This is a genomic window from Halobacteriovorax sp. RT-2-4 (genome assembly GCF_047085445.1).
Taxonomy (GTDB): domain Bacteria; phylum Bdellovibrionota; class Bacteriovoracia; order Bacteriovoracales; family Bacteriovoracaceae; genus Halobacteriovorax_A.
Map to the genome: position 1 here is coordinate 760778 of NZ_JBKIXY010000002.1, position 14265 is coordinate 775042.

A 14265-nucleotide genomic window follows, 5' to 3' on the forward strand; every position below is an offset into this window, starting at 1 on the left:
TTATGAAAAATACATTTTATACGACGACTGCAATTGACTACCCTAATGGGCGTCCACATATTGGCCATGCCTATGAGAAGATCGTAACTGACTCATATGCTCGTTGGTATAAACTTCTTGGAAAAGAAGTTCACTACCTAACAGGAACTGATGAGAACGGACAAAAACTAATTGAATCAGCAAAAGCCGCTGGACTTGATACACTTGAGTTCGTAAATGCCAATGTTGAGATCTTCAAAGAACTATGTGCTAAAGCAAATATCCAATACGATGATTTCATTAGAACAACTGAAAAGCGTCATGCTGATACATGTGTTGAACTATGGAAGAACCTGGAAAGCAAAGGACTGATTTACCACGGTCACTACTCTGGTAACTACTGTCTTTCATGTGAGTCTTTTTATACAGAAGCACAAGCGCCAGATGGCAATTGTCCAGAACACCACAAGCCACTTGAACTAAAAGAAGAAGAAGGTTTCTTCTTTAAGCTAAGTGAATACCAAAACTGGATTATCGATCACCTAAAAGCAAATCCAGACTTTATCGTGCCAACTGCACGCTACAAAGAAATCCTCTCTCGCCTTGAAAATGACGATCTAAGAGACCTTGCCATCTCTCGTCCAAGCCAAGGCTGGGGTGTTCCAGTTCCAGGTCATGACAAATTTGTTATGTATACTTGGTTTGATGCCTTAATTAACTACTACTCTGCTCTTACTACAGACCAGAGAGAAAAGTTTTGGCCAGCAGATATGCACGTAATTGGAAAAGATATTCTTTGGTTCCACTCTGTAATCTGGCCATGTATGCTAAAGGCTTCTGATCTTCCTCTTCCAAAACAAGTTTACGTTCACGGAATGGTACTTGCTGAAGACGGAAAGAAAATGAGTAAGTCTCTTGGAAATGTTGTTGATCCATTTGAGATGCTTGAAAAATATCCAACGGATACTTTCCGTTACTATATGCTAAAGAATATTTCTTCTTCAGGAGATGGAAAATTCTCTGAGCAAGAGTTAGTAGATAAACACAATAGTGAACTTGCAAATGACTACGGTAACCTTCTAATGAGAGTTATCAAGCTAGGTCTTAAGAGCTTCCCAGATAAAGTTTATAACGCTGAAGGTGTAACTCAAGAGATCGATGCTCTTCCATATTTTGAGCGCGCTAAAGAGTTCATGGAAAAGCGTGAGCACAATAAAGCAATTGATGCTATTTGGGATCTAATCGTTAGCCTCAACGTTTACGTTAACGACAAAGAGCCTTGGAAGCACAAGGCTGATGAAGCAGCATTTGCTCCAATCGCTTATAACTGTTTCTACGGAATGGCCGCAGCATCTTATATGCTACAGGCCTTCCTACCAAACTGTACAAAGACTGCTCTTGAATATATTGGTTCAAGCGTAAATGGATCTGAGTTAATGGAATTTGGTAAGGCGACTTATACGCCTCAACCGCCGGAAGCACTTTTCCCTAAGGTAGAATTAAAATAACTTAAACCTGAAATTAAATAATGAAAAAACCGACTTAATGTCGGTTTTTTTGTATATCTTTGAACTTAACATAAGTATTTTACTCAGCCCTCACTTATACCCAAGAACTGACGTAGGGTCTGATCAAAATAAAATTCTCTCTGCCCCTCCGCATCCAAATCACTCTTATTTTCTTTTAGGAATCTTAATTCTCGAATACTATTTAATTCGTAGCTTTTATCCAAAACATCATCATACATTTTCATCATACAAGAATATTCAGACTCAGATGTTTCACTAGATTTTCTTTTACACCAACTTTTTATTCTATTAACTATATTTTCGTCTTTAGTACCAAATAGTTCTTGAATCTCTTTCTTAAAATAAAAATCACTCCAATAATATTCAGCACCGATATATGTTTGTTCTAATTCAACATACTCAGGTATTTTAGCAATTTCTAATTCTTCATAGCCATCTAGGACTAAAGAGCAACTTTTACATTCAACACTTTCTGAATACAACTGAATTCTGTCAAACTCGTTTGCAAAAGAAGGCTTATATGCATTACCTTTTAAGATAGCTTTATTAGAACATGCAGGACAATCAATTAACACTTCCTCAAAGATATTATCTACTTTATTACTAACTGGATTATACTTTTTTAAGCTTCTCGCATTGTTAATTTTCCCTTTAACCTTTGCTAGTATTATTTCATTTTGGTTGATATAAAAGGCTGATTGAGAATACCCCTTCCACACATCATGTAGGTCCGAATCACTTGGTATCCCCGTCAAAAGTACTTCAATTACTTTTATAGCAGAATACATGGTCGAAATATAAACCACAGGATTAACAACATTTAGAACAGAATGGACTGCATTATTTCGAATATGTTTTAACTCTGAAATATGCTTTTTAAAAATTTCATTATTTTTTGAACTATTCTCTAAAATGGTTTCTATTAGTTTTATAGATCTATCAAATGTTATAGACTTTAAGCGATCATTCAGAATATCAGACCAAGAGTCAGAAAGTTGAAATTCATCTTCACATAACAAGGTAATATATAATTTATCAGGAAGTCTCTCATATACTAATGCAAGAGACTTATTTGCAAGATATGCCTTCATTGATAGTTCAATAGCAATACAGATGTTACCTAAAATTGACTCTGAATAGTCCTTATCACCTTTTTCGGCTTCAAGAAATCTTTCCATTCCTAATTCGAAATAACTAGTAGCGGATTTACATAACTTAAATACATAACTCTCTTTATAAGCTTTAACTGAAATCATATCTCTCCATATCATCTTTTAAATCAGTAATAAGTTATTTTTTTGACTTCCATCTTAGCAAGCTTTCTAAATCATCACATAACGTATTTTCAAATTCTTCCATATTAAAAAACAAGTCTTCTCGAGTAAACTTCTTCATTTTAAGAATAGTTTTATATTCACTTAAGTCGTTAATCTCAAAACCTTCCAAATATAGCATATCCCCTCTATCACTTAGTCTTATTCTATAGACTAAATCATATTCACTTTCACAATTCTTCTTTATCAATAAATATGGGTAATGAAATCTCTCATTTTTTTTTATTATTATCTCAAAATATAATTGGCTTACAAGCGACTCTTTTAATGTATTCAGAATATCATCAACGCTTCTATCCCTATGAAATAATTCACAGTTAATATCTAATAAGCAAAGTTTTAAATATCCTCGAGCCGATTTTTTAAGTTCCTTTTCAAATAGGTTTATAATGGTTTACCTCCAGTTATTAGTTCATCTATCACTAAGATCAGTGAAATTAGTAAGACTAAGCAACTTTTTTTGCTTTACACTACTTAAATCTAAAGTGAGATATTGTATCTATCGACAATTTTAAAAAAGTGATGAATAAAATCTATACTTACAGAAGAACTATAGATTTAACTAGTAAACTACTAAAATAATGACATCAGCAAGTAGATGCATATCTCGCCTCAAACTCATTTCCAAAGTTATATAGATAATTTCAAAGAAAAAATGATATAAGAATCTTCTGGAGTCATCTCTTATTCACCGAAAGCCGCGCCTACGGCTAGCTTTCTTGAGTCACATTCATCTGTGCGCCAAAGCTTGCCTTTGGGCAACCTTTGAATCGCACGATGCGCATTACGGAGGCTTTTTTTATACTAGTAATGTAATCGTCCTGACTACAAGCACTCATTAACAATATCATCATCTGAATAGAACTTCGCACGTCCTACAATAGCTCTAGTATCAATAATACTTCGAATGTCATTTGTGATTTCCATAAGAGGAGAAATTTTATCATTTTCTACAGTTGCTTTAATAATAGCAAAGTTATTTAAAGCAATAGTATTTTCCACAACTTCATATGTACTTGATAAACTAGTTGTAAAGTTTGTTTGATCTATATTGGCGGGAAATGGATATTCCGAATAGATCATGTCATAGGTCTTTGCATTCCGATCAAGAATAATCTTTACCTCGGCCACGTAGCGCTCTCCCGCGATTTCTCTTGAAAGAATTCCAGTAAACATCAAGGCCCTATGCTGGCGAGTATTATTTGTACAAGTACCTATGGCCTGAGCATAGAATGCTTCTTCAACAGAGAGGCTCTCCAGAGGATTAACATCTACACCTACAACGATGTCACTCTCTGTGCATGACGATAAAATTAAGACAAGTAAGCATAAAGTAAGAAGATTTCTCAAAATAAACCCTTAAGTAAATTAAAACTTAATTTATTGTAGGGTACATGAAATGCTATTAAAAGTATTTTTTATTGAGGCCAATAGCTATTAGTGCTAAGGCATACTTCTTTGTTCTTTAAGTCACTCGATATTAGTAACACGGTACTGTTACAACGTAGTCCCCATACTTTTGAGTTGAATACTTATTAAATTTCTGGACTCCACTATTTGGTAAATCAAATGAGTAAGAACCACTGATAATTGACTTCCAGCTTCTGTTCTTAGCAGCTAAGTAGAAAACTCCGTTTGGACTTACTGCAAGCTCTTTTGTTTCACCTGCACCAACAGTGTAGAAGCCTACTGTATTCCACTCATTTTCAATATTCTTATAATTTAAAGCGACTCTCGCCTCATTACTCTTACAAGTATTTTTAACAAGGATGCGAACTAGCAGATCCTGTTCAATTTTCTTTGTTATCCACTTTTCTTCAAATTCATTACTCGTCGAAAAGCTTCCATCAAAAATTGTATTAATGATTTTTTGTCTTTCTTTAGATAGGAAACTTCCAAAGTTCATTCTAGGACTCTCACTAGTGATTACCCCATGAATAAAGAAATTATCGTATTGTGAGTTGTAGACAAAAATTGGAGAACCACTTTGTCCTTTAAAAACATCACATTCTACATTTAAAGAAAGATGGTTATAATTACTATTAGTGATATCACAACCTGTTTCATAAAATTGTTTTGCACTCGGCTTATCTCCTGGATAGCCGATTGTTAGTGTTTCACCATTTGGGAATGATTCTGTTCCCCAGTAGCCATGTGTTCCAACTCTTTGCCCTGCGTGTTGTCCATCACTGCCAGCACCAAGCTCAAGTATTGCAATATCTTCAGAAGAAGAAAAACTCTCATTATCATAAAGTTCAGGATGATAGACACGAACAACTGGATAACGTCCGCTATCAAAATTATCGACACCATCGATCCCTGGATAAAAGTATGTATTCTTAAGTAAGTTACTTGTATCTGAGAGGTATACACAGTGAGCTGCTGTAATAACAAATTTATTTTTTATAAGTGTCGCGCTACATGTTGCAGTTTTTTTAATTCCAGAGTTTCCAAGCTTCAGATCAGACCTTAACTGGCCAACTTTTCGATAGAAAGTTTTATTTAAATTATCGATCGTTGATCTTCGATCATCATTTCCGATGATGATATTACTACTACTTGCCTCGACTACTTTCTCAATAGTTGCACTGTCATTTTGACAAGAAGTCAGCCCCATTAGTAGCGCTGTCATACAAATAAGTTCTTTAGCTTTGCTCATAGTAAAACCTTTCATTAAGTTGATTAATAAATTGATCTTAGAACGAATAAGGCTAAATATCTTCTATTGTGAACATATTTCATAGGCCGTTCAGGATAAATACGGCCCAGAACAATGTATTTTTAAGCACTTAGGTAATAAAAAAGCCTCCATACGGAGGCTTTCTATTTCGTTGTTCCCCAAATTCGACCAATGCCTAAGCACTGATAAATTTAGTCGTTGTCGTATTGATTTGAGCAATTCATGTAGATTGGTAAGTGATCACTTATTACCTCTTTTAGATAGCTGTAATAAGTCTTATCAAATAACTGAGAATCGATCACGCGATCGTAGAATTCTTGCTTGCTTTCTTCGATATCAAATCTTTTAACCAGCTGACCGCTTTTAACTGTCATTTTATTTTCAATTGAACGTACATAATTACTAACAAGTGATTCAACTTTTTCACGTCCGCCTGCTTTTAGACGGTACATATCTTTTTCTCTTGTTGTTGAGTAGTACATTGCATTTGAACGAATTAGGTATCTTCTATTAATTAGACGAGAAAAATCACCTTCAATGAAGTTAAAGATTTTAGCAGCTCCATCACCTTGGCAATTTGTCGTTTCTTTAGGATCAAATAGAAAGTGGTCATAGTTACTCTTTGTCCCATGAGTGATCGTCCCATCAGAAAGACTCTTACCAACGGCCATTGAAGTTGCTCCCTCAATTCTAATTTCAAGATTATTAAAATCCTTGAAGAAGGTTTCCCAGTAATTATTTGAACTTTCTAAATTAAAGTCACCTAAAATAATATAGTCTTGCTCATAGTAAGACTTTCTTAGGTAATCAACAAATTCTGCCATTAGTCTTACTTCCGCAAAACGAGCGTATTTAAGTTGTGTTACACCTGGACCAATATCTTTATAGTCATCAACACCAAAAACATTATTCAAAATCTTCTTTTGAAGTGCTTCATCTGATGGAGCATTGTGAATGACGTGAGTTGAAAGAAGAGTGAAATCAAACTCCCCTGATTCAAATGTCGAGATAAAAGGCCTACGTGAAAAAAGACCATCAACATCACGTCCAAATGTCTTTTCATCTAAAACTGGAAGACAACCAAATTTACCATTACGGCCGTAACGATCGCTGCAGTAATCCGTCTTCTTTAGCTCAACAACACTACTTCTATAGTAGTAACCTGTTAGCTCCTTTACTGTAGCATTCTCACTTCCCTCTTGTTTACCAGATAGAACAAGTGACCAAGAAGAATCAAGTTTCTGAAGCTCTTTTAAAAGAAGAATATATCCAGGAAAATCGTATTGCTCGCGAATTAGAGCAAGTTCATTTCTTGTTGTTAGTGCATTTACATCTGCGTTAGTTGTTTCAAGCTCAGCAAGACGATTTGTATAATACTCAACAATTGCATCATTGTGTCTTTTACTAAGGCCATTATTTGAAGTTAACTCAACAGCAGCAACAACATCCCAATGATTAATTATCTCTGCCACTAACTCGTGATCTTTGTATTCAGTTTGAGTTGCACCTGGCTTAAATAAATTAAAAGCGCCAATGCGAACTTGCTTGGACTCTTTCTTAACTCTTTGACGATTATAATTTCCAACGAATTTAGAATAGATTTGATATTCAGTTTGACACTCAACTTCACCAACGCCACCAGCGAGGAAAGTTCTTAGACGACGACAGGTTTCAATTTCAGATTCTGTTGCTCCATCGATACTTGCTACGGCCAAATTTGGCAGTAAAAAAGTAGATAAAACTAATACCTTAAATAAGTTTACCATAATACGTTCCCCAAAGTGAGGCGTCATTGTACCCAAGCGATTCTCTTAATTCAAGGATTGTTCATCCTCATAACATCCTGATTTCCTTCGTATTTTGAGGATTCTCCCCACCGACACATAGCATCTTACTAAATATTTGATCAAAATTAGCCGATATTTTAGTTAAGAAATTATCAGAAGAGGGTTTGAATGAAATTATCATCAAAAATAGTATTCCTAATGCTTACGAGCCAGTTGTCATTTGGTTCGGTATTCAGTGTATTTAAGTCAGCAGGTCACGGCCTAGATGAGCTTTTGATTAAGAGTGGAATCGCAGACCAAGAAGTGAGGTCTGTTGTTGCGAATAATATTGAATTGGCAATGAAGGATCTTTCTCACACTGGAAAGAAAGAAGACTTTAGTATGAATACCCTTAAGATGATGGTTTCGGGATCGCAGGACAAGGCCCGTTTTCAGAGAATGGAAGAAGTATTTACAAAAGATTCCGCGTCTCCAGAGGAAATCAAAAATGCTATCAATAACTTTGTCTACCTATCACAACGTTATGGGTATAACAAAAGTGGTATCCTTTCATGTGCACCTTGTGTGAATAAAAATTTATCTGATGCTGGTTTCAACTTTGTTTTATCTGAAATGAAAGATGATTATTCTCAAAGAATTTTTAAAGTGATGTCTCGTTATAGCTCACCAGTAAAAATGTCTCGTCAGATAAACTCTGCCGTAAAGACACAAAAATGGTCAAGCCGTACACCAATGTTAAATGCAACGGATGAAGAATCATTACTATATTTCTTAACTGCCGAAAAAGTAGGCTCACCAGTGCAGAAAGATCTAATCTCTGCAATTAGAGATGTTTCAGTTAGTGGTGGAAAGGTTGACCTATTTAGCAATACAAATGGACATAAATTCTATTCGTTTCTATCAAGTGGATTCAGCGATGCAGAAATGACGGAGTTAACTCGTCTTCTTAAAGCAACTTCTGATGAAATGAAAGAGACTAAAAAAGGTACGATGGATGCATTCTTTGATGTACTTCAAAGAGAAGCTGATGAAGCGAGAACACCAGCAACTCGTCAAAAGAAGCTGGCATTAATTGAATATTTAAGAGATCCTGATACTAAGTGTTTTTCTAAATAATTAAAAAATTTCGACGCTACCAAGTGATCCATTGTCCTTTATCTTTAGAACTTTGAGAGCATTTAGGTAGCGTTGTAAGCTTCCAATATTTTCTTCTTTCATTGTATCTCTCATAACTTTATAGGCTAATCCTGAAAACTCTGGAGACTTAAATAGTCCTTCAACATCTGCACTTGCCCATAGATAGCGTGAAAGAGTGTTCTCAACTGTTCCATTTGGAGAATAAAGAATTCTATTAAGTTCACTAAATGTTTGTTCTGGAGTTAATCCATCAAAGCTTACATTATACTTATTCATGAATTTAACAGCTGCGCGGTCATTCTCTAGGTTTCTAACGATTCCAGAGATAGCCTTTTCTTTAACAGTAGCAATCATCGTTTCAACTTCAGTAACTTCCTTCTTACTCATCTTAGGAAGAGCTTCAAGAACTGAAACTTCAAGTCCACGGTAAATATCTCCTACTGTTTCGGCCATAAGAACTTTCTTCATTCCTAAAGTTTCACGTGCTGAGCGACGAGCAACTTCTGAAATAAGTCTTGCACGAGCAGTAAAGATCTTTCTCATAAGAACACCCTCTCCTACTGCTGAAATCACAGGTAGTCTTTTTCCAAAGAATCCACCAGTGTGAGGAGCACCTTGAATTAGCATGTATGGAAAGTCTCTCTTTCTAAGAGGAATCTTTACAAAAATCTCAGTTAGAGTATCAGCATTCTTTGCAATATAATCAGCAAGCTCTGCTTCAGGAAGTCTTTGTAATTCATCATAAATCTTTAAGAATTGGCGACGATTCTTAGCAAGGTTTGCAGTGTTTTCATTCCAAGCGCGAACGATCCAATTTGTCCCTCTCATGTAGTGACCTTGGTCTGCTTTTCTCACTCTTAGCTTAGAGCGAGCTGCCTTAGAAGAGTTACTGAAAGTTGTAGAGTTAAGTCTCTTCACATAACTTCCCATATAGTGTCTAAGCTCTAATGGACTTCCATTAAATAGCTTTGAAACTGTACTTCCAAGTGCTTCATCTACTTGAGAGTAATTTAAATTAACAGCAACATCACTAGTATAACGGTAGATTCCACCATGTGAACGAGTAATTGCTTCTTCAACACTTGCAACAATATTCTTAATTGCTTTGTTATAGCTTGCTTGAGAAAGCTTCCCAGCAGTGTAATTAGCTTCAATACGGTCCATTTTTTTAAGAGTTTTCTCGACAAATTCTTCATCAAGATCAAGATTTCTTAGATTTTGAGCAATATCATCCATCGACTTTGATGAAAGCATTTTCTTAAATACATCACTATATTTCTTAAGACCAAGAACTAGCTTTGCAAATTCAACCTCTGACTCATTTACGATAACCGAAGCATCTTTACCAGACTGCTTTAAGGCTTCTTTAATACCAAGTTGAGAGCGATTCTTAACAATTGCTTTTAGAGATTCTTTAAAGATCTTAGAACCAACTGAAACACTTCTAGTAAGAATTGAGATCATTGAAATCGTTCCAATGACTTCAAATGCTACGGCCATCCATCCTTTTGCTACGTTTTCAGTTGAGTTTGAATCTGTGTAACCAAGCTCGGCCATCTCACCTACGTATTCCTCACTTCTATCGGCACGAAATTTTACTTTTGTTTCTAAGCGAATGGCATTTGCTTGCATACCAAATCCAACTGCACCAGCACTTGCAATAGCAAGACCGCATAGGCCACCAGTTACAAGTGTACATGAACCTGCAGCAAGTACGGCACCCATACCTAAAAGGAAGCCAAATACACCATTAAACATTGCCCACTTCTCGTCGCTATTCCAGTCATCCATTCTATCCATTAACTCTTTAGGTACAGCTGGGATACCTAGTAGTTGATTTAGTTGATCTTGGATCTTAACTGTTGCATAAAAGTTTTCTTTTAAACTATCGATATCATCTTCATCGATCTGACAGAATTTATTAAGCTTCTTATAAGTATCTTGCTGACGCTTAAGTGCAGATCTTTTTAAGATTTCTTTGTATACAGGAGTCTTAAGATCCATATTTAACTTTAGAAAGTTATGTACTAATTCATAGTCATCGAAGATATCAATACTATCTGGACGAGAATCAAAAATTGCTGATCTTTCTTTGTGTGACTTAGCAGCTAAGATTTCTTTAAAGAATGCTACTTTCTCTACATCTTCTTCTTGTAAGCGCTCGTTGATATCCTCAGTTGTTTGATATAGAAGACGGCCATCAATTGTCTCATTGGCAGCATCTTCAATTTGATTACGATCTAGAGTTACTTTATTTGATAAAGAGTCAATTAACTCAAATGCTTTTTTTCCAGAGTTAAGTTCAGCAGTCATGATCTGAGTCGTGTCTTTATTGAACTCATCAAAGATTGTGTTCCAAAGTCTCGCATATTCATCTTTCTTTAACTCATTCGTTAGAAAGTTAGGTTTGATGCTACGGTTTACTTTAAGAATTTCAGCTGCCTCTTCAAGGTTTTCAAGATAAGCCTTCATATTATTATTAAAACATTTATAGCTATAATCTACTCTCATTCCACGAGAAGTTTTCTTATATGTCTTAACCTGCCCATCTCTGATATTTTGCAGCTCTTCACGAGCAACTAAGTATCCTAATCGTACCTTTGCAAGAGGATTAAGGGCCTGCATTTGGTCAAGTAAGTAATCATATTCATTTGTTACAAGCTCAGAAAATACTTTTGGACCAGTTCTTAGGTAATCAAATACTTTAGCAAGAGTAACATAACTCTCTTTAACTTTTGATTGATCAAGGCGTGCAACAGGAATGAATTTTCCATCAATCTTTAAAGAGTCAATATAGCTTACAACTCTCTTTAGAACATTATCTTTTCTTGAAAGTCCCTTACAAATTTGAGCTGGATTTCTGTAACAAAAACCAAAAAGCATTGTATTGTGACGAGAACCAACCTTAAACTCTTGTGAATCTTGAAGCTCAAGAGCTTTATGATAAAGAGTATTTAGTCCCCAGTTACGGTATGACTCTTGAGAATAGAGAGAAGGAAACTCAATTACAACTTTATTGTTCTTTAATTCATTTTTAATTGAATCACTAATAATATCTTCTAAATTCTCAGTTCTAGCTTGTGCCATTTTAGAAGCCAGGTATGGTGAAGCATTAATTGCTGAAGGATAAATATTTTCAACATACTTCTGGTCACCTTCGTAAATATCAACTTCAATAGTCTTCGATTCTGGAACAACACCAATAATATCATTGATAAGGCCAATATCTTTTGTTGTTACTTGCTTAGAAGTTTGCGTTCTTGTACCTCTTTTATAAGAGTAGATATTTTTCTTATAGGCTTGAGCGATCTCACCCATCTTCATATCAACAAACTTATTGTATGCATTAACTTCATCAAAACCTGCTTTCAAATATTTTTGATAGAAGTTTGTAGCTTCTTTTCCCTTTGCCGCTCTTAGAAAATTTTCAACAGTAGTTGAAGCAACCATTGTTTCAGCTAAAGGATTAAGTTGCTCAGCCTCTCTAACGCTCATAAGCTCAAGGTTAGATTCATCATATGAAAGGCCAGAGTTATTAATAAGGTTATCTAGGTAAGTTTTTGCAACTGATTCATCAACTTTTAGTTCTAAAAGTTGTGGCCATGAACCATTAACTTCACTACGACAGCTCTTAGGAATCACGATCTTATCTTCTTTAGATTCGATCATTAGGTCGTAGTTTTTAATTTGAGTTGCCATCATTTGAATCGTTAGAATTCTTAAAGCACGTAGATAACTCTTTGCACTTGGAGATTCATTGACTGTTACAACATCTCTTTTAGAATTTAAAAATGAATTAAGCTTTAGTTCAACATCACTTCCATCAATATTTACAGTGAAGAAAATCTTATCTTTCATTTCACCGTGAACAAGAAAATTATAAAGCTCAGTTTCTTCTTCAATAAAGTCAGTCGTTAACTTTGGAAGAATTTGATCCATTTTGATTTCAGACACATTTCTAAAAGGAGAAAGGATAACCTTAATATCATATAGGCCCTTAACAACTGAATCATTATAAGCAAGTAGAAGCTGCTCTTTATCAGCATAAGCTTCATTTGTGTTATTAATAATGTCTTCGATCTTTGTCTTAAGTGACTTCGCTCTTGTGAAGTAATTTAATGCTTGCTTAGAGTAAGTATCGATTTTTCTATTTTGAGTACGATTTAGTTTTGCATCAACTTCAACTTCAGCAAGAACAGAAGCAATGCTTGAAAAAAGGTTTTCTCCACGAGAAGTTTTCTTTGCTTCTTGTGCTCTTTGCTCATCTTGATAATCTTTTACACCACAAGAATTCTTCTTGATTGAATCAAGAAAAGTAATAAATTCAGTTTGAAACTCAGCTTCACCTTCTGATTCTTGAGCACTTTGTGCTTGAAAGCCTTGTGCAATTTGACCAAGCTCTTCTTCAGAAAGATCACTTGAAACATTTCCACGAAGATTCTTTTTAATTTCACTAAGCTCTGAAAGAACTTCCTCTAGGTCATAAACACTTGCAACAGATCGAGCATTTTCGATCGTCTGAGCAAACGCCATTTGGAATGAACAAAGAGAAATAATAATGAATGAGATTAGCTTTTTTAGTTTCATGCCCTATATAGTGCAATCACAGTGCCAACTAACTGGGACAAAAGATCAATAATTTTGGCTACTTACAGTATTACATGGTGTCTAAAAAATGAACATAGTGTCTACTTCATGTGATTCGATCAGATCGCCTCATTTAAGGCAAAATACATTGTAAATTCTTTTTCTCGGCCATAGGCGATGTCGACTCTCGAGTTGAGATTTTGCTTAGGTAGAATTTTGTAACGAATTCCTGTCCCAATATGTGTTAGTGGATCGGCTTCAAATAAGTCTGATGGAATCTGGTTTCCAACTCTTGACTCTCCTCCAAATGTAAAACCAACTCCGGCAAATCCAGCTAGACCAAACTTTCCATCCATAATCGATTGGAAGTAGTGCTTATACTCACCTTCAAAGCGTATCATATTAGCACCTTCATACACTTTTCCAGTGTAACCTCGCGGTCCTCGTGAACCATAGTTATAATTATAATTAGGATTTGTGTCACCTAGATTAAAGCTTGAATCAAATAGCCATGAAAACAAATGATTCGTATTTTCTGCCAGAGAAATATAATGCGAGAAAGTTGCCTCTAGCGTAGTGATATTATCATCTCCTCCAAGATTTTCTCGATAGAAATTCGTTCGTGTATTTAAGTAAAAGCCTTTAGTTGGAGAAAATGTATTATCTCTAGTATCATAGAATAAATTAAATTTAAGACCTGTATTTGTTGCATAATTCTCAGGATTTATATCGGCTTTAAAAATAACCTCATTCCAGATGATCCCACCACCAATAAAGAGATCACCCCACACTCGATAGTTAACATTAACAATAACAGCACGAATCTTATTAGATGTATCAAGGAATCGCTCAAGTTCAGCTTGAAACATCTGACTTAATATATTTCCTTCAAGATAACCACCTGTGATACGCCACTTATCTTCACCGAGATGAAGCTTCGTTCCAATGGCCCCCATTGCGGTTCCATTTGTCGTAATCTTTCCATAAGCACCTATAATAGAAGGTGGCACAGTCTTTGTACTATTCTTATACTTTCCGCTATTTGCATCAAAGAGATACATCCCAATAAGATCGAGTCCTAGTTTAGTGCTTGGCATATAAGAAGGACCTGGAACAATGACGAATTGTCCCTCATCGAGGCTTGTTGAAGCCTTAACGTCACGTTGCACTTTTTGGGCAAAAGTCATAGAATGAAAAAGAATTAACGCTAATAACAAAAATCTCATTGAGGA

Annotated in this window: 9 protein-coding genes; 2 read left to right on the forward strand and 7 right to left on the reverse strand. The window is 35.3% G+C overall.

The genetic code is table 11. The features are described 5' to 3' along the window. Window positions 1-2 precede the first annotated feature (2 nt). Window positions 3-1487 carry a methionine--tRNA ligase gene (metG, locus tag ACMAYL_RS14120; protein WP_103217899.1) on the forward strand — a complete coding sequence of 495 codons (1485 nt, stop codon included), beginning with the start codon at window positions 3-5 and terminating at the stop codon, window positions 1485-1487. Between the two features lie 83 nt (window positions 1488-1570). Here metG and ACMAYL_RS14125 read toward each other — a convergent pair whose 3' ends face one another. The 5 genes from ACMAYL_RS14125 to ACMAYL_RS14145 form a co-directional block, all read right to left on the reverse strand. After that, on the reverse strand, window positions 1571-2764 hold the full coding sequence (locus ACMAYL_RS14125; protein ID WP_412470323.1) for a hypothetical protein: 1194 nt from the start codon (window positions 2762-2764) through the stop codon (window positions 1571-1573). A 34-nt stretch (window positions 2765-2798) separates the two neighbouring features. Next, the gene (locus ACMAYL_RS14130) at window positions 2799-2963 is read right to left on the reverse strand and encodes a hypothetical protein (RefSeq protein WP_412470324.1); all 165 of its coding nucleotides are present in this window, start codon (window positions 2961-2963) and stop codon (window positions 2799-2801) included. 704 nt (window positions 2964-3667) lie between these two features. Further along, window positions 3668-4192, reverse strand: coding sequence for a hypothetical protein (locus ACMAYL_RS14135; protein WP_412463394.1), 525 nt, complete (start codon window positions 4190-4192; stop codon window positions 3668-3670). A gap of 130 nt (window positions 4193-4322) precedes the next feature. Further along, on the reverse strand, window positions 4323-5501 hold the full coding sequence (locus ACMAYL_RS14140) for a trypsin-like serine peptidase (RefSeq protein ID WP_158246860.1): 1179 nt from the start codon (window positions 5499-5501) through the stop codon (window positions 4323-4325). 212 nt (window positions 5502-5713) lie between these two features. Beyond that, window positions 5714-7288 (reverse strand): hypothetical protein, encoded by a 1575-nt coding sequence (locus ACMAYL_RS14145; RefSeq protein ID WP_412463396.1) that lies wholly within the window; start codon window positions 7286-7288, stop codon window positions 5714-5716. A gap of 189 nt (window positions 7289-7477) precedes the next feature. Here ACMAYL_RS14145 and ACMAYL_RS14150 point away from each other — a divergent pair, with 189 nt between their 5' ends. After that, entirely contained in the window at window positions 7478-8425 is a 948-nt protein-coding gene (locus ACMAYL_RS14150; RefSeq protein WP_103217895.1) for a hypothetical protein, read from the forward strand. Here ACMAYL_RS14150 and ACMAYL_RS14155 read toward each other — a convergent pair whose 3' ends face one another. After that, on the reverse strand, window positions 8426-13033 hold the full coding sequence (locus ACMAYL_RS14155; RefSeq protein ID WP_412463397.1) for a hypothetical protein: 4608 nt from the start codon (window positions 13031-13033) through the stop codon (window positions 8426-8428). A 119-nt stretch (window positions 13034-13152) separates the two neighbouring features. Further along, a complete protein-coding gene (locus tag ACMAYL_RS14160; RefSeq protein ID WP_412471276.1) occupies window positions 13153-14259 on the reverse strand; it encodes a BamA/TamA family outer membrane protein in 1107 nt (368 codons plus the stop codon). Window positions 14260-14265 lie beyond the last annotated feature (6 nt).